At 55.1% G+C, this 20,550-nt stretch carries 22 protein-coding genes; 6 read left to right on the forward strand and 16 right to left on the reverse strand.

Translation table 11 applies throughout. The features are described 5' to 3' along the window. The first annotated feature begins 16 nt into the window (after window positions 1-16). The 3 genes from STH12_RS09550 (at window position 17) to STH12_RS09560 (ending at window position 3,596) form a co-directional block, all read left to right on the forward strand. The gene (locus STH12_RS09550; RefSeq protein WP_126167332.1) at window positions 17-232 is read left to right on the forward strand and encodes a YgaP family membrane protein; all 216 of its coding nucleotides are present in this window, start codon (window positions 17-19) and stop codon (window positions 230-232) included. Between the two features lie 34 nt (window positions 233-266). Continuing rightward, window positions 267-653: a rhodanese-like domain-containing protein gene (locus STH12_RS09555; RefSeq protein WP_126167333.1), complete on the forward strand. Its 387-nt coding sequence runs from the start codon at window positions 267-269 to the stop codon at window positions 651-653. Window positions 654-1,181: 528 nt separating this feature from the next. Beyond that, entirely contained in the window at window positions 1,182-3,596 is a 2,415-nt protein-coding gene (locus STH12_RS09560; protein WP_126167334.1) for a S8 family serine peptidase, read from the forward strand. Between the two features lie 104 nt (window positions 3,597-3,700). Here the strand turns inward: STH12_RS09560 and STH12_RS09565 are convergent, their stop codons facing one another. The 9 genes from STH12_RS09565 to queA form a co-directional block, all read right to left on the reverse strand. Continuing rightward, window positions 3,701-4,243, reverse strand: a complete 543-nt coding sequence (locus STH12_RS09565; RefSeq protein ID WP_126167335.1) for a YaeQ family protein — start codon at window positions 4,241-4,243, stop codon at window positions 3,701-3,703. A 17-nt stretch (window positions 4,244-4,260) separates the two neighbouring features. Next, complete coding sequence (locus STH12_RS09570; protein ID WP_126167336.1) at window positions 4,261-5,172, reverse strand: precorrin-2 dehydrogenase/sirohydrochlorin ferrochelatase family protein; 912 nt, start codon at window positions 5,170-5,172, stop codon at window positions 4,261-4,263. An 8-nt stretch (window positions 5,173-5,180) separates the two neighbouring features. After that, entirely contained in the window at window positions 5,181-5,540 is a 360-nt protein-coding gene (locus STH12_RS09575) for a rhodanese-like domain-containing protein (protein ID WP_126167337.1), read from the reverse strand. 74 nt (window positions 5,541-5,614) lie between these two features. Next, complete coding sequence (locus STH12_RS09580; RefSeq protein WP_126167338.1) at window positions 5,615-5,932, reverse strand: putative signal transducing protein; 318 nt, start codon at window positions 5,930-5,932, stop codon at window positions 5,615-5,617. Between the two features lie 207 nt (window positions 5,933-6,139). Then, a complete protein-coding gene (gene secF / locus STH12_RS09585; RefSeq protein ID WP_126167339.1) occupies window positions 6,140-7,087 on the reverse strand; it encodes a protein translocase subunit SecF in 948 nt (315 codons plus the stop codon). Between the two features lie 13 nt (window positions 7,088-7,100). Beyond that, window positions 7,101-8,951, reverse strand: coding sequence for a protein translocase subunit SecD (gene secD / locus STH12_RS09590; protein ID WP_126167340.1), 1,851 nt, complete (start codon window positions 8,949-8,951; stop codon window positions 7,101-7,103). Between the two features lie 18 nt (window positions 8,952-8,969). After that, window positions 8,970-9,305, reverse strand: coding sequence for a preprotein translocase subunit YajC (yajC, locus tag STH12_RS09595; protein ID WP_126167341.1), 336 nt, complete (start codon window positions 9,303-9,305; stop codon window positions 8,970-8,972). Window positions 9,306-9,331: 26 nt separating this feature from the next. Continuing rightward, window positions 9,332-10,456 (reverse strand): tRNA guanosine(34) transglycosylase Tgt, encoded by a 1,125-nt coding sequence (gene tgt / locus STH12_RS09600; RefSeq protein WP_126167342.1) that lies wholly within the window; start codon window positions 10,454-10,456, stop codon window positions 9,332-9,334. A 151-nt stretch (window positions 10,457-10,607) separates the two neighbouring features. Then, on the reverse strand, window positions 10,608-11,645 hold the full coding sequence (gene queA, locus STH12_RS09605; RefSeq protein WP_126167343.1) for a tRNA preQ1(34) S-adenosylmethionine ribosyltransferase-isomerase QueA: 1,038 nt from the start codon (window positions 11,643-11,645) through the stop codon (window positions 10,608-10,610). 377 nt (window positions 11,646-12,022) lie between these two features. Between queA and STH12_RS09610 the strand changes: the two genes are divergently transcribed. From STH12_RS09610 to STH12_RS09620, 3 genes are read left to right on the forward strand one after another with little or no spacing between them, the layout of a single operon-like run. Further along, window positions 12,023-12,616: an acyl carrier protein phosphodiesterase gene (locus STH12_RS09610; RefSeq protein WP_126167344.1), complete on the forward strand. Its 594-nt coding sequence runs from the start codon at window positions 12,023-12,025 to the stop codon at window positions 12,614-12,616. Beyond that, complete coding sequence (locus tag STH12_RS09615; RefSeq protein WP_126167345.1) at window positions 12,617-13,129, forward strand: protein disulfide oxidoreductase; 513 nt, start codon at window positions 12,617-12,619, stop codon at window positions 13,127-13,129. It begins immediately after the preceding gene. A 60-nt stretch (window positions 13,130-13,189) separates the two neighbouring features. Next, entirely contained in the window at window positions 13,190-13,864 is a 675-nt protein-coding gene (locus STH12_RS09620; RefSeq protein WP_126167346.1) for an RluA family pseudouridine synthase, read from the forward strand. A gap of 117 nt (window positions 13,865-13,981) precedes the next feature. Here the strand turns inward: STH12_RS09620 and STH12_RS09625 are convergent, their stop codons facing one another. The 7 genes from STH12_RS09625 to STH12_RS09655 form a co-directional block, all read right to left on the reverse strand. Then, complete coding sequence (locus STH12_RS09625; RefSeq protein WP_237158820.1) at window positions 13,982-14,275, reverse strand: hypothetical protein; 294 nt, start codon at window positions 14,273-14,275, stop codon at window positions 13,982-13,984. A gap of 487 nt (window positions 14,276-14,762) precedes the next feature. Next, window positions 14,763-15,266 (reverse strand): CIA30 family protein, encoded by a 504-nt coding sequence (locus tag STH12_RS09630; RefSeq protein WP_126167348.1) that lies wholly within the window; start codon window positions 15,264-15,266, stop codon window positions 14,763-14,765. A 94-nt stretch (window positions 15,267-15,360) separates the two neighbouring features. Next, window positions 15,361-16,584 carry a serine/threonine transporter SstT gene (gene sstT, locus STH12_RS09635; protein ID WP_126167349.1) on the reverse strand — a complete coding sequence of 408 codons (1,224 nt, stop codon included), beginning with the start codon at window positions 16,582-16,584 and terminating at the stop codon, window positions 15,361-15,363. A gap of 296 nt (window positions 16,585-16,880) precedes the next feature. Then, window positions 16,881-17,783 carry a chemotaxis protein CheV gene (locus tag STH12_RS09640; protein ID WP_126167350.1) on the reverse strand — a complete coding sequence of 301 codons (903 nt, stop codon included), beginning with the start codon at window positions 17,781-17,783 and terminating at the stop codon, window positions 16,881-16,883. A 92-nt stretch (window positions 17,784-17,875) separates the two neighbouring features. After that, window positions 17,876-19,402: a phospholipase D family protein gene (locus tag STH12_RS09645; protein ID WP_126167351.1), complete on the reverse strand. Its 1,527-nt coding sequence runs from the start codon at window positions 19,400-19,402 to the stop codon at window positions 17,876-17,878. Window positions 19,403-19,432: 30 nt separating this feature from the next. Then, entirely contained in the window at window positions 19,433-19,900 is a 468-nt protein-coding gene (locus tag STH12_RS09650) for a dual specificity protein phosphatase family protein (RefSeq protein ID WP_126167352.1), read from the reverse strand. A 92-nt stretch (window positions 19,901-19,992) separates the two neighbouring features. Then, window positions 19,993-20,526, reverse strand: a complete 534-nt coding sequence (locus tag STH12_RS09655) for a methylated-DNA--[protein]-cysteine S-methyltransferase (protein WP_126167353.1) — start codon at window positions 20,524-20,526, stop codon at window positions 19,993-19,995. Window positions 20,527-20,550: the final 24 nt, after the last annotated feature.

The following is a 20,550-nucleotide window of genomic DNA, read 5'->3' on the forward strand; positions in this document are numbered from 1 at the left end:
ATTGGGAGAAGAAATTATGTCACTCGAACGTTCTATCATGGCTTTTGCCGGTTTTATGGTGCTCTTGTCACTGGCCCTCACCGCCTGGGTGAACCACAATTTTGTCTGGCTTACCGTGTTTGTCGGCGCTAATCTGTTCCAAAGTGCCTTTACCGGATTCTGCCCCGCTGCCATGTTGATGCGCAAAATGGGGGTAAAATCGGAGGCTGAGCTTTGTAAGCTCAAACAATAGGCGCAAAAACTCAAATAATAATCAAGGAGATACCGTGAAGATACTGGCCAAAATCTGGCATATTGCCCTGCTGACTGCCACCTTACTTGTGGCGTCAAATACTGCTGTGGCAGCTGATAAAGACCCCCAGGCCGCCTGGGAGCGTATTCATCAGGGTGCCATGGTAGTGGATGTGCGCACGCCGGATGAGTTTGCCGCCGGACACCTCGAAGGCGCCATTAACATCCCCTTCGAGCAGATCAGCGCCGAATTTGCCGCCCGCGGTATCGCCAAAGACACTCAGGTCGTACTCTACTGTCGCAGCGGCCGCCGCAGCGGTGTTGCCAACGACGCCCTGATAGCCGACGGTTACAGCAATACATACAACGGCGGAGCCTATGAAACACTGGCTTCGACTGAAAGCGCCGCCAAATCCAAATAATGGACAGGCGACGATTCAAAAAGGCACCTTTGGGTGCCTTTTTTGTTGCATAAATGAAAATACGCAGGCCGCACAGCAAGCGGTATCCGATTGACTCAGCCATAAAAATGGCGCTTTTATGCAGTTTTACGCATCCAGCACTATAAAACACCATTGAACCACAAGCATTCGCATAACTTATTCCCAATAAGAATAAGAGAAATAAATCTTTAATAATTTTAATGCTATAGCTGAAACACCTCTGCTGCAGTGCCTTTCTGACCTCGATACAAGACTCATTCAGTCCCGCGAATAATGATTCACATCCATAAGGCAAACTTGAATATGACCGGCCTAATGTGAATATAAATTCAAACAACAGCTCTGACCTGTATCATAGCTGCAACACGCCATTCCGTTTACATGTCATTTACAACTGTGTCACCGCTGGATACATTCACTGCCGAAAAACGGATTTTTTCGCAGTTATACCGAACGGACGCTTAATAACAACGATATGTTCTGCCTCTTGCAACACGGAAGACGAGTATGACAAGCAAAAACACAAAAACTTTCGCCCTGGGTTTATCAACCCTGGCACTGGCTATTTCAGCCGGTGTCCACGCAGCTCCTGCCAACGGCATGTTTGCCGATGGTGATCACACACCTCTGCCAAAGCGTTATGTGGTTAAGTTCAAAAATAACGCCGCCGCCGAACTGTTCAGCGCCCAAGACAGCATCAACAGCATGCAGTACCAGCCACGTACCCACGAGGTATTTGGCCATCACCGCGCCCTGAACGCTGCCAGCGCCAAAGAAATGAAGCGTATTGGCCGCAGCAACGCTTATACAGTGAAGCTGGACAATCAGGGCATCAAGGCCCTGCGCGCCCGTGCCGACGTTGAATTTGTTGAAGAAGACGTACCACGTCGCCTGCTGTCTGAAACCACGCCATGGGGTCAAACCTTCGTGGGCGCCACCCAGCTGGCAGACAACTTAAGCGGCAACCGCACCATCTGTATCATCGACTCAGGTTACGATCGTGGTCACCCTGATCTGTCCGGCAACAATGTTACCGGAACCAACAACTCAGGCACTGGCAACTGGTTTGAGCCTGGCAACAACAATGCCCACGGCACTCACGTTGCCGGTACCATTGCCGCCATCGCCAACGGCGAAGGCGTGGTGGGTGTACTGCCTAACCGCAACGCCAACATCCACGTAATCAAGGTATTCAACGAGTCTGGCTGGGGCTACTCATCCGGTCTGGTCAGCGCCATCGACACCTGTGTTGCCAACGGTGCCAACGTGGTTTCCATGTCGCTGGGCGGCGCAAGCTCCAGCACCACTGAGCGTAATGCCCTTGCCGCTCACTACAACAACGGCGTACTGCTGATTGCCGCTGCCGGTAACGATGGCGACAACACCCACAGCTACCCAGCGTCCTACGACAGCGTAGTGTCTGTTGCCGCAGTGGACAGCACCAAGCACCATGCAGCCTTCTCCCAGTACACCAATCAGGTGGAAGTCTCTGGTCCCGGTGAAGCCATTCTGTCTACCGTGACCCGCGGCGAAGGCCGTCTGGCTGATATCGTTATCGGCGGCCAGTCTTACTTCGACAACGGCGTTGTTCCGCACAACCGTTTGGTGAAATCTGGTACCAGCTATGCGCCAGCCCCAATCAACGGTACTGTGACTGCCACTCTGGCCGAATGTAGCGTGTCAGGCGGCGTATTCAACTGCGGTAACATGACCGGCAAAGTGTGTCTGGTTGAGCGTATCGGCAACCAGGGTTCAAGCTATCCTGAAATCAACGCAGCCAAAGCCTGTCAAAACGCCGGTGCCTCTGCCACCATCGTTTACTCAAACAGCGACCTGCCAGGCCTGCAAAACCCCTTCGTGGTTGATACCAACAGCGAGCTGACCAAGGTGTCTGTATCGGTTGACCGTGCCACCGGTCTGGCGCTGCGTGGCCGTGTAGGCTCTTCTGTTACCGTTTCCAACGAAGGCGGAAAAGACTACGAGTACTACAACGGTACTTCTATGGCGACCCCACACGTGTCCGGCGTAGCGACTCTGGTGTGGAGCTATCACCCAGAGTGTAGCGCCGCTCAGGTGCGTGCTGCCCTGCGTGCGACTGCTGAAGATCTGGATGTAGCCGGCCGTGACGACAGAACCGGTTACGGTCTGGTGGATGCTGTGGCTGCCAAAGAGTATCTGGACGCTTCCTGTGACGGCCCAACCAATGGCGGTGGCGGAAATGGTGGCTCAGATGCTGAAATGACCAATGGCGTAGCCAAGTCCAACCTCAGCGGTGCCAAAGCTGAAGAACTGCACTTCTACATCGACGTACCCGCCGGTGCCACTGATCTGAACTTCGCCATGAGCGGTGGCAGCGGTGATGCCGACCTGTACGTTCAGTACGGCGCAGCGCCAACCACCAGCAGCTACGACTGCCGTCCATGGAAAGGTGGCAACACCGAGTCTTGCCCAATCGCCAACGCCCAGGCAGGTACTTACTATGTGATGGTTCAGGGTTACAGCGCCTTCAGCGGTGTGAACCTGGTTGCCAGCTACACCGACAACAATGGTGGCGGCAATGGCGGTGGTACCACAGGTCCTGTGAGCTACACCAACACCGACAACTACAACATTCCTGACAACAGCACCGCCGGGATCACCAGCCCAATCAACGTGACCCGCACAGGTGACTCAGGCACTGTGACCGTGGAAGTGAACATCGTTCATACCTACATCGGTGATCTGCAGGTTGAGTTGATTGCCCCCAATGGCCAGGTTGCCGTGCTGCACGACAACACAGGCTCAGGCACTGACAACATCAACAAGACCTACACAGTGAACACCTCAGGTATCGAGTCTCAGGGTACCTGGAAGCTGAAGGCTGTTGACAGCGCCCGCCGCGACACCGGCTATATCGATTCCTGGACCCTGTCTTTCCAGTAATCTGTTAACCCATAGAAAAAGGAGCCATTGGGCTCCTTTTTTATTTACTTGAATGGCTTAGATTTCTGCTAAAGGCTTGGCTTTACGCCAATGGCTTAAATGCGTTAATCCAAGCTCCAGGATTTAAGCAGCTTTGGCTGCAAACTCATACCCAGCAGACCGTTTGAAATAAGCAAACTGCCTTCTTCATCAATGGTGATGGCAAGGTGCATACCCCGCTCGACAAAGGGCAACATCGCATCAAGCTGCTGGTTGTCAAAGGCAAGCACCTGGAGTTGGCCAATGCGGGTATATTTCCCCTGATGCTGCTTCCACCACAATGCCAAATCCTGACCGCCGTAAGCACACACCAGTACCCTGTCAGCGCGGTGGCAGGCGCGTTTGATACGCTTTTCATCAGCAAGGCCAAACTCCACCCACAGGCGGTACTGACCATCGAGTCCCGGCTCACACAGCTCTGGTTCATCCTGATTGCAAAGCTCACCGACAAATTTAAGCGTGGGCGATGCATTCAAGGCAAAGGCGATAAGCCGCTGCTCGGTTTCGGACGGGTGGCGGGCCACCGTGAGCTTATGCTCGGCCACATAGCTGCGGCCAAGGTCGGTAATGGACAGGGTAAGCTTGTGAATATCGGATTTGAGCGTCATCAGCTCTGCGCCGCGCGTTAAAGCGCACCGGCCCTCAAATGCCTGGCCTGGGGGAAATGCGCCCGCAGCGCCTTGATGTCGGCTGCAGCGGCATACACCAGCACCCGCTTGCCGCTCGCAAGCCAATGCTCGAGCTCACCGATGGCAGGTTGGGCAGCGCGGTCTGCGTCGCGGCGCAGCAGCTCATTGAGCTCCATCGGCACAGTTAAGTTGCTGGCGATGCAATCGAGGCGCTGCAACATCGCCATAGCGGCAATTGGCAGCAGCCGTGGCGAAGTGTCTTCATCAATCAGCAAAAGCTCACCCTGCGCGGCTATGTTCTCAAACGCATCGTCGAAATGATCCTGGGTGTTGCCGTCAAATCTGTCGCCATTGAGGGTAAAAAAACGCTCCCAAAAGCGGCGCCGCTCCGGCACGCTGTCAAGGCGGTTTTGCACCTGCACCCGCCGCTCGGCAATAAAATCAAACAGCGGTGCCAGCGAGGGGGGCAACCAGGCTTCGAGCCGGGCACGGATATCCCGGGCAAACACAGGCGCGGCGCCGGCGGTGCTGATAGCCACGACCAGTCGGCCCCGATCGACGATAGAGGGTGTTATAAAGCGGCAATGGGCAGGATTATCCACAACATTGGCCAGAATACCTCGGCTGCGGGCGACCGCCGCCAAACGCACATTAAGCGCCTCATCGTTGGTGGCAAGGTAAGCAAGCTGCACGTCACGGATATCCTCGTCGGTAACAGCCCGTTCGCTGAGATCAATTTTACCGGCGGCTCCGATTGCCCTCACCTCATCACAGGCCTCAAGGGCAATCACCCTGACCCTGGCATAGGTTCGGCACAAAAGCTCAAGCTTGCGGGCGGCCACATCGCCGCCGCCCACCACCAGTACCGGTAACTCGTGGGTATCAATAAAAAGCGGAAAATACTGCATGACAGGCCCTATTCGTTGACCAGCGGCAGGTTGCGCGCCACCCAGGCCTTGTAGCCGCCAATGAGTGACGCCACCCGGGTGTAGCCCATCAGCTGCAGGTTATAACAGGCCAGTGCCGAGCGGTAACCGCCACCGCAGTAAAGCAGTAACGGGGTATCTTTATCAGGGAAACGGGTTTCGACGTCCCGCTCCAGAATGCCGCGGCCCAAATGCTTTGCGCCGGGGAGATGATTGACCAGCCATTCATGATCTTCGCGCACATCGAGCAGCTGCCAGCTGTCGTCGGCCTGATAGTCTTCGATGGAAAGCTCGGTCACCTTGGGAAGCACAGACTCAACCAAGGCAAGAAATCCTGGATTATGCTGCATTTTGAATTCCTTATGATGCTGTTTGCGTCCAGTGTAGTGTGACGCCAAGCGCTTCACAAGTCAGCATAATTCCATCAGTTGTGGGCTTCGCTGCGCTCGGCACTGCATTGCCAACAGAGCTCGAAGCTGTCTTCGTTCATCTCATGGCAGTTGATGCATTGCCATTGGGGTCGGTCGCAGGCAAGGCTTTCGAGCTGACTCTGGGCCTTTTTAAGCTCGGACTCGTTCACCCACAGCTCGACATTCTGCAGATCCACCGGCAATTCACCCACGCCGCCAAGGAGCGCTTCGCCCCTAAGCTCCACCTGAATGCCACAAGCCTGCAGTAATCCCTTCCAGGTATGCGCCTGCAGCAAGTTGCCACCGGCCAGCAAACATTTTCTTTCTTCCATCGGACTTTCCTACAACCACTGCTGTCTCTTGTAATTGTCGCCCGCCGCGCTGCGGCCGGGGTCAGCCCATGCTAACGGCAAACTGCTTGAAAATCGAGCGCTGAAAATGTGTCATTGTTAACATTTTTAAAACATGCTGTTCGGTGTCGGCAAAAGTCAGCCATAAAAAAACCACCCCTAAGGGTGGTCTTTCACAGGACATCAGCCTCAGGGCATGATGGAAGGCTGATCGGCGCCTTCTTTTTCCACTTCCACAGGCATCATGTGCTCACGGTTAATACCGAGGCGAATGGCCAGGTAACTCGCCACATAGATGGACGAGTAGGTACCCACCACAATACCCAGCAGCAGCGCCGTGGCGAAGCCGTGAATAAGGGTTCCGCCCTTGAGGAACAGTGCCACAACGGTAATAAGCGTTGTGCCTGTGGTGATGATGGTACGGCTCATGGTCTGGGTGATAGAGGTGTTAACCACTTCTTCCGGACTGCCCTTACGCATCTTGAGGAAGTTCTCACGGATACGGTCGAATACCACAATGGTATCGTTAAGGGAGTAACCCACTACCGTCAAGAGACCCGCCAGTACGGTGAGGTCAAACTCAAGCTGCAGCAGCGAGAATACACCCAGAGTCACGATAACGTCGTGTGCCAGTGCGGCCACCGAGCCTGCGGCAAGACGCCACTCGAAGCGGAACGACACGTAAATAAGGATACAGATAAGCGCCACCAGTACTGCGAGGCCGCCCTGCTCTGCCAATTCCTTACCCACCTGCGGACCGACGAATTCCACCCGCTTCTGGGCGACTTCAGGGTCGAGCTTCATGGCTTCGGCCATAACCACACGAACCTGATCGTCACTCTTTACGCCTTCACGTACCTGCAGACGCACCAGCACGTCGCGGCTTGAACCGAAGTTCTGTACCACAGCGCCGGCAACTTCAGGCTCGGTCAGGTTGTTACGCAGCGTCTCCAGGTTGGCCGGTTTGGAGAATTCCATCTCCACCACGGTACCACCGGTAAAATCCAGGCCCCAGTTAATGCCACGGGTAGCCAGCGACACCAGCGAGCCCACTACCAAAATGGCAGACAGGATACTGATGGGCAGCGCGTGCTTGAGGAAGTTGATGGAGCCCTTGATATCTAAAAGCTGAAACATGGTATTGGCTCCCTCAAATCGACAGTTTCTTCACGCGCTTGCCACCCCAGAGGGCGTTAACAATCGCGCGGGTGCCCACGATGGCCGTGAACATAGAAGTAGCGATACCAATCATCAGGGTCACGGCGAAGCCTTTCACCGCACCAGTACCCACGGCAAACAGAATAAGCGCGGTGATAAAGGTGGTGATGTTGGCGTCGGCAATGGTCGACAAGGCGTTGCCGTAACCTTCGTGGATGGCTTGCTGCACGCTGCGACCGGCACGAAGTTCTTCACGAATACGCTCGTAAATCAGCACGTTACCGTCAACGGCCATACCCACGGTCAGCACCATACCGGCAATACCCGGCAGGGTCAGTACCGCACCCGGGATCATGGACATCACGCCCACTACCATGATGAGGTTGGCACACAGCGCCAGGTTGGCAATCACACCGAAGGCACGGTAGTACACCAGCATAAATGCCAGTACCACAGCCATACCCCAAATCATTGCCTGCAGGCCATTTTCGATGTTTTCCGCACCCAGGCTTGGACCAATGGTACGTTCTTCGACGATGGACACAGGGGCAATCAGGGCACCGGCACGCAGCAGCAGTGCCAGATTCTGCGACTCACTGTGAGTCAGACCCGTGATAACAAAGTTACGGCCAAGGCGTGCCTGAATGGTAGCAACCGAGATAACTTCCTCGATTTTACGCATTTTTACGCTGCCGTCTGGGTTACGCTCACCGCTGTCCTTATATTCAATGAACAGGGTCGCCATCGGCTTGCCGATGTTGTCCTTGGTGACGTTGGAGAAGATTTCCCCGCCCTTGGCATCCAGCTGAATGGCAACCTGTGGACGGCTGTATTCGTCGAACGAAGGCTGGGCGCCGGTGATATGGTCACCGGTGAGCATCACTTCTTTCTTCAGTACAACCGGACCACCTTCGCGGCGCTGATACAGCTCGCTGCCCGCTGGCACACGGCCATTCGCCGCAGCAGCCACATCGGCTTTTTCATCTACCATGTGGAATTCAATCGAGGCTGTCGCACCCAGGATTTCCTTGGCACGGGCAGTATCCTGCACACCGGGCAGCTCAACGATGATGCGCTCGGCACCCTGACGCTGCACCACAGGCTCGGCCACACCCAGCTCGTTCACACGGTTACGAATGGTGGTGATGTTCTGCTGCAGGGCTTCCTCTTTGATTTGCTTGAGGTACGCCTCGCTCATAACCGCCAGCAGTACGTAGTTTTCACCACTGGAGATATCAGAAAACACCATGTCGTTGCTGCGGCTTTTGAGGAAACGTTCTGCCTGACCTACGGTCTCGGCATCACGGAACTTGATCTCAATGCCACGCACAGTGCGATGCACGCCGGCATAGCGAATGCGCTCTTCCCGAAGCTGACCACGGAAATCGGCAATCTTGGCTTCTTCCATCTTGCGGATGGCTTCGCCCATGTCCACTTCCATCAGGAAGTGCACACCGCCGCGAAGGTCAAGACCGAGTTTCATCGGGCTGCCACCGACGGATTCCAGCCACTCAGGAGTAGCAGGCGCCAGGTTCAGGGCAACTGTGTATTTGTCGCCCAGCAGCTCAGCAATGGTTTCCTTGGCAGTCAGCTGATCTTCGGCGTTGGCAACACGAACCAGCAACTGGCCGTTTTCCAACTCAGAACGCTTAACGCCAATACCTTTGGCAGTCAGGGCCTCGGTCACGTTCGACTGGGTCGTCGCGTTGACTTCGGCACCACGGGTTGCCACCACCTGTACGGCATGATCTTCGCCGAACAGGTTGGGCAGCGCATAGAAGCCACCAATGGCGATGACCAGCACCACCATGATGTTCTTCCACATTGGGTATTTATTTAGCACGCCTTTAGCCCTCTTGGCTTACAGGGACTGGATAGAGCCTTTAGGCAATACCGCCGCAATATAGTCCTTTTTAATGGTGATGTTGGTGCTGTCGTTCAGCGCCAGCACAACGTAGTCGCTGTCTTCGGAGATCTTGGCGATTTTGCCGAGGATACCGCCGCTGGTCAGCACTTCGTCACCCTTGGAGAGGGAGGACATCAGGTTTTTGTGCTCTTTGACGCGCTTGGATTGAGGACGGAAGATCATGAAGTAGAAAATCAGACCGAACAGGCCGAGCATGATCACAAGTTCCATGGTACCACCGCCCTGGGGAGCGGCACCTGCTGCATTGGCATACGCGTTTGAAATGAACATAGATTTCTCTTCTTATTGCTTGATTGTTAGTCTTTTAGCTCAGGAACTTCGCGCCCTTGACTGGTATAGAAGTCCTCAACAAAGGCGTCTAATGTACCTGTCTCGATGGCGCCGCGCAAACCCTCCATCAACCTTTGGTAATAACGCAGGTTGTGGATGGTGTTGAGCCGGGCTCCCAAGATTTCGTTACAACGATCCAGGTGATGCAAATATGCACGGGAATAGTTAGTGCAGGTATAGCAATCACACTTGGCGTCCAGCGGTGAAGTGTCGTCGCGATGCCGCGCATTGCGGATCTTGATAACGCCTTCACTGGTAAACAGGTGGCCGTTGCGGGCATTACGGGTTGGCATAACACAGTCAAACATGTCAACGCCCCGACGTACGCCTTCAACCAGATCCTCCGGCTTACCTACCCCCATCAGATAGCGTGGTTTGTCAGCAGGAATTTGCGGGCACACATGCTCAAGTACTCGATGCATGTCAGCCTTGGGCTCACCCACCGCCAGACCACCGACGGCATAGCCGTCAAAACCAATTTCGAGCAGCCCCTTGAGGCTCTCGTCACGCAAGTCTTCGTACACGCTGCCCTGAATAATCCCAAACAGTGAGTTGGGGTTTTCCAGGCGGTCGAACTCATCCCGTGAACGCTGAGCCCAGCGCAGTGACATCTGCATGGACTTGCGTGCTTCATCGTGCGTCGCCGGATAAGGCGTGCACTCATCGAAAATCATCACCACATCGGAGCCCAGAGAATGCTGGATTTGCATCGACTTTTCGGCATCCATAAAAATCTTTTCGCCGTTGATAGGCGAGCGGAAATGTACCCCTTCTTCGGTGATCTTACGGATATCGCCGAGGCTGAATACCTGAAAGCCGCCCGAGTCTGTGAGAATAGGACGCTGCCAGTTCATAAAGTCGTGCAGATCGCCGTGCTTGCGCATGATCTCTTCACCGGGGCGCAGCCACAGGTGGAAGGTGTTGCCCAGCAGAATATCGGCGCCGGTGGCACGCACTTCTTCAGGGGTCATGCCCTTTACCGTACCGTAGGTGCCCACTGGCATAAAGGCCGGGGTTTCCACTGTGCCACGTTCGAAAACCAGTCTGCCGCGACGGGCGCGACCCTGGGTGGTAATCAATTCAAATTTCATAATGACCTCGTCAGAGAAACAGTCTGACTGCATTGGGGCCAAATGGCCGATTCAACTCACATGGGGGTGGCGGCATGTCCCTTCAAGGCGCCGCCACCAAAAAAAAGCCCAACCAGAAGGTTGGGCAGGCATTTTAAAGCAAAAAATGCCTTTAGGGGGCTTTTTTAGTCACAAACATGGCATCGCCGTAACTGAAAAAGCGGTATTTTTGTTCAACCGCGTGGCGATAGGCACCAATCACTTCATCGAAGCCGGCAAAGGCGCTCACCAGCATGATAAGTGTCGACTCCGGCAGGTGGAAATTGGTCACCATGGCATCGACCACTTTGAACTCGAAACCGGGGAAGATAAAGATATCGGTATCACCACAAAATGGCTGTAATTCACCTTCGCTGGCTTTGGCGGCACTCTCCAGTGAACGCACCGAGGTAGTACCCACGGCAATGACCCGCTTACCCGCCGCCTTGGTGGCACGGATTTTCTCTACCACATCCGCAGGTACTTCTGCCCACTCGGAGTGCATCTTGTGCTCAAGCACATTGTCGACCCGCACCGGTTGGAAGGTACCTGCACCCACGTGCAGAGTTACAAACGCCATGTCCACGCCTTTGGCTTTCAGGGCGTCAAGAATGGTTTCGTCAAAGTGCAAACCGGCGGTAGGGGCAGCTACCGCACCTGGGCGCTCGTTGTACACAGTCTGATAGCGCTCTTTGTCGGCATCTTCATCGGGGCGGTCGATATAAGGTGGCAGCGGCATGTGCCCCACGGCTTCCAGCACCTCGAGGATGGTTTTATCGTCCTTGAGCGACAGCTCGAACAAGGCATCGTGACGGGCATCCATCGTCATTTTAAAGCCGCCATCGAGGATAATCTCGGCGCCAGGCTTGGGGGATTTCGATGAACGCACATGGGCCAGAATGCGTTTGTCATCCAGCATGCGCTCCACCAGGATTTCCAGCTTGCCGCCACTGGCCTTCTGGCCAAACAGACGCGCAGGGATAACCCGGGTGTTATTGAAAATCATCAGGTCGCCAGGCTCAATCAACCCCAGGATATCGGTAAACTGGCGATCGGCCAGGGCGCCGCTATTGCCTTCCAGATGCAGCAAACGGGAGGCAGTGCGCTCCGCCATCGGATAGCGCGCAATTAATTCATCAGGAAGATCAAAGGTAAAATCAGCAACTCGCATCTACTACTCTCACGCCGTGGCCAAAAAAGACGCGCGTAGTCTAGGGGCAGAGCCTGGTAAGATCAAGGATCCTTGGGTGCTGGCTTATTACCGTTGGTTTGCTGTTCGACAGATTTTGCGCCGGGTTGGTTATCTAATTGTTCGAATGGGATATCGAACTGAACCTTTCTGCGCTGGGGGGACTTTTTGATGCCAAAGACTTTCGTGAACCAATTCCACATCGTCCGTGATTCCTCAAGGTGCTCAATTACTCAGGGTGCTGATGTCACATCCTTAAGGGTTCCCCTTGGCTCTTTGGCCATGGTTGCATTTTATGGGTTCCCTAGACATCGGCGCGCATGATACCTTGAACCCCCGAGTCAATCCAAGTACAAATTATGAACTTTCTTGCACACCTGCACCTGGCCGACATCAGTGGTACCAGTCTGGCGGCTAACCTCGCCGGCGACTTTGCCAAGGGGCCGGTTGAGCGCTTCCCCAAGGCGCTGCAACAGGGGCTGTGGCTCCACCGACAAATAGACAAGATCACCGACGAGCATGAGATTTTTAAAGAAATGCTCGGCAAGTTCCCCAAACACTTAAGCCGCGCCGCGCCAATCCTGATTGATCTCGGCTTTGACCATCGCCTCGCCCGCGACTGGGAAGAATACCATCACCAGCCATTGGCAGAGTTTTGCCGTTCGGCGTATTCCCAGTTGCTTGACTGCCAGGAGCTGCCGGAGAAACTCGCCGCCATTGCCCCAAAAATGCAGGCCGAAGACTGGTTTGGCAGCTACGCCCACCGTCAGGGCATCAACGCCGCCATCAACGGCGTGCGAAGCCGCTTGTCCCATCCCGAGATATTCAACGGCGCCGAACAGGCGATTGAGGAGCTGGATATTGAGCTCGAAATTGCCTTTCGCACCCTGTACCCGCAGCTGATGGCCTATGCCAGACGCCTTGCCCGCACTACCCCTGAGCAATATCTGTAAATGACGGATACGCCCAAACCCCGCAGCAAAGCCAAACGACTGATGGTCGAAGCCCTGATTGCCATCGGCCTTTTTTATGGCATATCCCTATACTTTCAAAAAGATATGTTGAAAGATGCCGCGCCTGTGATTGCCGCCAAAGGAGTGAATGGCAGCAGCCTCAGCCTGCCGTCCGCATCAGGTAAGGCTACCCTGGTGTACTTTTTTGCCGAGTGGTGCGGCGCCTGCAAGCTCACCTCCCCCGCCGTTGCCAGTATAAGCGCCGATTATCCGGTGCTGGCGATTGCGGTCGATTCGGGCAGCGATGCCGAGGTAAAGGCGTTTCTCAAGGCAAAAGGTTATGGCTTTGATGCACTGAATGACGATGGTGCCCTCAGTCATCACTTTGGAGTCAGCGGATTTCCATCACTGTTTGTGGTGGACGCCAAGGGGCAAGTGCGCTTTGTTACCCGCGGCGTCAGCACCGAACCTGCGCTCAGAGCCCGGCTTTTGCTGACCGAACTGCTGCAATAGTCGTGGAAACTTCGTAGAATGCGCCCACTTAAATTCGTGTGCGCCAATGAAGGAGGCGTGATGGAGATTTTTGACTACCGCCCCCCAGCCGTGCCCTGGCTCGATATTCGCTATATTGACCGCGATATTATCATCATCAATAAACCCTCGGGGCTGTTATCCAATCCCGGCATGGCGGCCCACACCCACGACAGTGCGATAACCCGCCTGTGTCAGCTGTACCCGGGTGCGATTCTGGTGCACCGTCTGGACTGCGCCACCTCGGGCATCATGGTATTTGCCCGCAGTAAAAAAGCCGAATCCAACCTCAAGACCCAATTCCAGAACCGCCAAACCGGCAAGCTGTATCTTGCCGAGGTGGCAGGAGACATGGCCCTGGATGAAGGCACCATCGACCTGCCGCTTGGCAAAGACAAAAGCAATCCGCCTTGGCAGAAGGTCGATAAGACAGAAGGCCGCCCTGCAGTGACCCATTTCAAGGTGCTGGAGCGACGTGACAACTCAACCCTGGTGGCATTGATGCCGGAAACTGGCCGGACCCATCAGTTGCGGGTGCACATGCTGGCTTTAGGTCACCCCATTCTGGGCGATGAGTTTTACGGCAGGGAAATGGCGTTTGGAGACGGCACGGTGGAAAGTGCCAGAAAGCGGCTGTGCCTGCATGCCCAGAGACTGGAATTCAGTCACCCCTGGTCAAACAAGCCGATGCAGTTTGAGAGCCCAGCACCGTTTTAATACGGCGCCGTTATCACAGAAAATCAATGCTGCGCGCTATAACAATCGCGCGCAGCCTCGTTAATTCTTGCCTTGCGGCTTGGCTCCCTAAGGCTCAAGCCAACAATTCGGGCAAGCTTAAGCAACCAGCACTTCGTCGCTGGCTGGCGCGGTGTAATAGCTGCCGCGATGGTTACAGAACTCAAGCCCGGCCTGAGTTACCATAAAATACTCACCGAAGAAGTTACCACCAAGATCTTCAAGCTTAAGTCCGGAATCGGTTTCGGTCACACGCATCTCATCACGGCTGTGGCAGCCGTCGCTGAACCAGGTTTCCAAAAAGACACGGCCATCCTCTTTATACAGAGTCAGGCTGTCACCTTGATCGGGTCTTTCGTCAACCCAACGTCCCATCAGCTCACGTACACTCATTTCTGCCTCCCGCCCGGACAGGCGCCGACGCTTTTCAAATGCAGACACGGTTGAATCCCTATGCATAATTTGCGCAGCAGCAAACATTCCAAAAACCTCTGCTGCATTCAGCATAGCCGCCATTGACTCTTTTCTCCGTTAAACCAGCTTAAATCGTTAAAATTCGGTGAAGATACGGATAAAAGTCTGTGATAAACAACTACTTTTATTTCCGGTCTCTGTTTGCGGGAAGTGTAACTCAGCTGGAAAATAAAAACGCGAGCAATATCACTATTTATGCGTAAATTTTCGACGCCGCCGCGTAAAGCAAAAACGCCAGCACGCCTCGGTCACGGCAAAGTCGCAGTCGTGTGCTTTTTGATAGATGGGATTGTCCTTGGCAGAAGGTATGCCTGGCAAAAAGAAACGGCCAATCGGCAGCGCCACCCGCTCTGCCGCTGGCAAAAAGCAGGCCCCACACTGCGGTGCCTGCCTGACACGCTTTGGATTAATGCTTGTAAAAGGAGATACTTCTGATGGCGAGGCTGAACTCCCCTTCCACACCATCGCCGGCCACCAGACCAAAACCACAAACCTGAAAACGGTCAAGCGGCGGCGCCATGGCCGTCAAGCCGCGGCGCATGGCCACAAAGTGATTGAATGGGATCCGATAGCGACGCCAATGACGCTGCTCGCTGTGCACCTCCCCCAGCGTCGCCTGATACACGTGCCGGTCGCCGCAAGCCACGTCCTTCAGATTGACCTTAAACAGCCGCTGTGGCGCTTCAATCTCAAGCTCTACCCCCAGATAGGCGCTGACATCCTTAGGCTCAAAGTCCAGATATACAGAGGCAAATCCTCCCCCATTGGCGAGCGAGACGAGACCGGTGAACAATCCATGGCCCTTGGGCGATGTGAGTAATTGTGCACGGGACTGGCCTCCCATCAGCGAGTCCGTCACGCTGTACCAGTCTCGCGTACTGTCCAGCGCGGTAAAATCGACGAGCCGCATACTTACCTCCTGATTTCTCGTCTGCTGTGCCAATAAAAAAACGGCAGTAATTTAATACTGCCGCTTTTTCAGCGATATGCAAAGCCGGAGGCAATTAACTGGCTTGTTTACGCTCCGCCGCTTCACAGGCTGCTGCGGTAAAAAGCACGTCGGTGGAGCTATTCAGCGCGGTCTCGGCACTGTCCTGAATGACACCAATGGTAAAGCCTACCGCCACCACCTGCATGGCAACATCGTTGGAAATACCAAAGAGTGAACAGGCCAGCGGGATCAGCAGTAAGGAACCACCGGCTACGCCAGAGGCGCCGCAGGCCGATACCGCCGCAATCACACTTAGCAGCAGCGCCGTGGCCAAATCCACCTCAATTCCGAGGGTATGCACCGCCGCCAGCGTCAGCACTGTGATGGTGATGGCAGCGCCTGCCATATTAATGGTGGCACCAAGGGGAATAGACACCGAATAGGTGTCTTCATGCAGCTTCAAACGCTCGCACAGCGCCATGTTCACCGGAATGTTGGCCGCGCTTGAGCGGGTGAAAAAGGCCGTCACGCCACTTTCGCGCAGGCACTTGAATACCAGCGGATAAGGGTTACGACGAATTTTCAAAAACACGATCAGCGGATTGACCACAAAGGCGATAACCGCCATGGCTCCCAGCAATACACCCAGCAGTCGGGCATAGGCAGTGAGCGCCTCAAATCCGGTTTGAGCAAAGGTAGCAGCCACCAGGCCGAAAATACCAATGGGCGCCAAACGAATGATAAAACGCACCAGCTGGGATACCCCGTGGCTCACATCGTGCAGCACGGTTTTGGTGGCAGCACTGGCGTGACGCAACACCACACCAAGCCCCACACCCCAGGCAAGAATGCCGATATAGTTGGCATTGATAAGCGCATTCACCGGGTTATCCACCAGCTTGAACAGCAGAGTGTTCAATACTTCGCTGATCCCCTGTGGCGGATTGGAGCCGGAGGCGGCATCAATCAAAATCAGGCTGGTTGGAAAGGCAAAACTCATCAGTACCGCGGTAAGTGCCGCCGCAAAGGTGCCAATCAAATACAGCACAACAATGGGGCCCATATTGGTCTGTGAGCCGGTTTGCTGATTGGCGATAGACGCAGCCACCAGCACAAACACCAGCACAGGGGCAATGGCCTTAAGCGCACTGACGAAAAGGTCACCAAGAAAGGCGACCTGATTGGCGGTCGACGGACTGTAAGCTGCAAGCGCGCCACCGGCGAGGATCCCCACAAAAATTTGCAGCACCAGGCTGCCACCGGCAACATTTGCCAGCAATGATTTTTCAGTACTCATGACTTGACCTGTCGTTATTATCGTTATGTGCCTTGACGGCAGAATGGCACTGATATGTTGGAAAGCTCAGTGCCTGGCTTTGGGTTTTATCGAAACTGAGCGACTTTGTCCAGCAAAGGCCTGATAAAGGCCCGCCTGAGCCGGGTTGGGATACCCCAGCGTTGCATTTTACTTGCATTCACTCAACATCTGCTGAGCCTAACCACGTTAGCGCCCGCGATTGTAGTTGTCGCCTCAACCATGGCTGTGAGGATAGCTGGGGCGGCAACAGTGTCTCAAGCTCAGAAATGTGTCACTCAGGCATTCGCGAGCTGAGCTTTACTTTCAACGCCGCGCAGCATGGCGGAAATCAGCTCCTGGGCATCGAACTTGGTCAGGGCTTCATCTGCCCCAACCTGCCGTGCCTGGCTGACGCTGATTTCGCTGGAAAGCGAGGTGTGCAAAATAATGTAAGCCGATGCCAGCCGGTTATCGTTTTTCACCTCAAATGCCAGCTCGTAACCATCGAGCCCAGGCATTTCGATGTCGCTTACCAGAATATCCACCGGATGCCGGGCCTCGGCGTTCTGGCTCATAATTTCCAGCGCATCGCGGCCGTTGGACGCCACCTGATAGTGAATATTGATGGCATCCAGCGCATCCGACAGCTGCTTTCTGGCGACTTTGGAGTCGTCCACCAGCAAGATATTCATGGGTTTAAGCTGCTCGCGCTGCACATCGGTCAAAATACCAATGCGTCTGTCTTCCTTGATGGGGAAAATTTTCGACAGCAGCAACTCTACATCCAGCAGCTGCACCAAGGCATCCTGATAGCGGGTCACACCGGTGAGGAAGGCATTACGGCCGAGGTTATCCGGCGGCGGCAGAATGTCGCGCCAGTTGCACTCAATAATCTTGTCGATACCGCGCACCAAAAAGCCAATCACCATCCGCTGACAGTCGGTGATGATGATAAAGCTCTTTTGCTTTTCTTCTTCGCTGATTGGCGGGTAGCCCACAGCCGCAGCCATATCAATAACTGAAATGGTATGGCCCCTCACTGTGGCCGTCCCCAGCACCGCCGGATGGGACTGGGGTAAGGCGTTTAAGTGGGTGTAAGGCACCAGCTCACGGATTTTAAGGGTGCCCATGGCAAACAGCTGCCGGCGGCTAAGATGAAATAACAGTAACCCCTGAGACTGACTGGCTTTACTTTTCATAACTCCCCTTCACATCTGCCGCCACTTGGCGGCATTGGGACGGCCAATGCCATCCCGCAACAACGCATCATCACAACCGTGCTGCAGCATGGCTACAGCTGAGACTCCAGTGGCAGCAGCGACAGCACATCGGCCATAAAACGGCGCCAGAATCCGGCCTGAGGCTCAGCATAAAGTATCTGGCCGGTTTTTAAATCCTGCCACTGCAAACCATCATCAGCCAGGCTCACCTTATAGGTGTTTTTGCCAAGAAATGTCGGCAGCCAGGCCAGCATCTGCTGATTGAGTTCACTCTGGTCAACCCATACGCCCATCTCGGTGTTGAGCCAGGCCGAGCGGGGGTCGAAATTAAACGAGCCGACAAACAGCGCCTGGTCGTCGAACAAAAAGCTTTTGGCATGCAGACTGGAGCGGGAACTGCCCTTCCAGGAATGACTGGGCTTGCGGCCAGTGGCTTTGACTTCATACAGGGTAACTCCGCCGCGAAGCAGCGCCTCGCGATAGCCCTGATAACCCGAATGCACCGCCAGCACGTCGGTAGCGGCGAGGCTATTGGTGATCACAATCACTTCAATACCCCGTGCCGCCATGTCATTGAGCAGCTTGACGCCATTGTCGGTGGGCACAAAATACGGGGAGAAGATCACCAGTCGCTGCTTAACGTCAGCAAAGGCCTCAAGCAGCGGCTTAATCATCCACTCATCGGCCTGGCCCTGATGCTTATCGGGCGGATCGGCAAACACAGTCGCCTGGCCCCAAAACCAGCCTATGCGGTTGTCCGCCATGTGCCGAAGCAATGGCGACTTGGTGAGTCTTTGAATATAAGGATGTTCTTCAAGCTTCGCCTTTTGGGTATCTATGTTGCTGTAGGCTGCGGCAAGCTCGTCTTTGGCGTTCTCCAGGCTTGAAAACGCCTCCACCGGATAACTGCTGGCGGCATTCCAGTAGCGGTCAAACTGATCCGAGACTTCATCCACCACGGGCCCGGCCATCAGCAAATCCAGATCGCCAAATTCCACCGCTTCGTCGTTGGAGAAATACTCATTGCCGATATTGCGACCGCCCACCACGCTCAGGCGGTTATCCACCGTCAGCGACTTATTGTGCATTCGATGATTCATACGGGCGAAGTCACCCATAAACGACAAAGCACGCAGGCTGCGATGTGCAGACGGGTTATACAGGCGAACGCCGATATTGGGGTGGCTGGACATCACGGCCAGCTGATAGTCAATGTTGGCGCTGGCGGTGTCGTCCAACAGCAGGCGTACCCGCACGCCGCGCTCGGCCGCTTCCATCAGCTGCCAGGCGAGCAGCCGCCCGGTGTCATCATTACGGAAAATATAATATTGCAGGTCGATACTGCTGCTCGCCGACTGGATCAATGCCAATCGGGCCACCATGGCATCCAGACCATCAAACAGCGGCAACACCGCGCTTTGACCCGGATGCTGTGACAGCGGCTCGGCCAGATAACCGGCAATTAAGCTGTCCTCGGGCGAGGTCAGCTTAATAGATTTTTCCACATCCTTGAGTTCCGGCAGGCTGGCGCAGCCGCCAAGGGTCATGCAGCCAAAGAGCATCAGCCAGAAAGAGCGACGGGCAGAAGGCCGGGGCATGAGTTTGAATTCCTTTCAATATCAATTGGATTAATCTTGCAACGAATATAACACATCGTACACCAATTGATCCCAGCCATCGGCAGAAAACGCCTGTTCCCGCAAGCTTCGCACCTGACTGACCGCATGTACAGGCGCTGCGCCGCGGCGCATCATGTAGGCCGCCAGCAACAGGCCGGTTCTGTCGTTACCCAGGGCACAGTGCACCAGCACGGGCACGGATTTGGCCTCCCAGGTATCAATCCAGTTAAGGCTTTCCTGTATCACCTGAGTGTAAAGCTGCAGGTCTTCATCCCGCGGAGGCACATTGCGCGGCAGTGGCCGGTGTAGATGGGCAATACCCGCCGCCGGCAGCGCCGCCGGATCGCCAATGTCGTCGGAAAACGACACCAAGGCACCAATACCGGCCTGTTTCAGTTCGCCCAGATCCCAGGGCTCAAAGCAAGGGCCGCAGCGTCCTGCCAGCACCCCATCAACCATCCAATACAGGTGTTTCATCGTCATCCCCGTCAGGTGTAATGGGGCCATTATGCCAGATTGGACAGCGAAGGGGATTTGATAGAGCGCAGTATTTTTTCCAATAGCGTGCGTTAAAACGCCAACTGGCGGGATTCGAGCGACAACAGGCTGGACTTCATCTCAAGGCCCCAGGCATACCCGGTCAAACTGCCGCCTTTGCCTATCACCCGGTGGCACGGCACTATGATGGCGATGGGGTTGGCGCCATTGGCAGCGCCGACGGCTCTGACTGCCTTGGGGCGTGCTATGCGGTTGGCAATGTCGCTGTAGCTGCAGGTTTCACCAAATGGAATGGCCGCCAGCGCCCGCCAGACATCGCGCTGAAAATCAGTGCCCTTCGGCGCCAGCGTCAGCTCAAAAGTGTCAAGGTTACCGGCAAAGTAGTCTCCAAGCTGCGCACAGGCTGCGTGCAAATGCACCTGTGCAGCCTCGATGCTGCCTGCACAGGCGCCCTGCTCTGCCGTGAGTGTTGGCGATGCAACCAGATGCATCAGCCCTGCCGCACTGGCACCCAGCCAAAGGGGGCCTAGCGGTGAATGAAGCTCGCACAGGGCCACGCAGGGCGCCGGAGTGGCAAAGGTGAGCCTGGTTTGCTTGGTTGTCATATGCTTATCCTTTTCAATATATTG

This window comes from Shewanella khirikhana (assembly GCF_003957745.1).
GTDB classification, from domain to species: domain Bacteria; phylum Pseudomonadota; class Gammaproteobacteria; order Enterobacterales; family Shewanellaceae; genus Shewanella; species Shewanella khirikhana.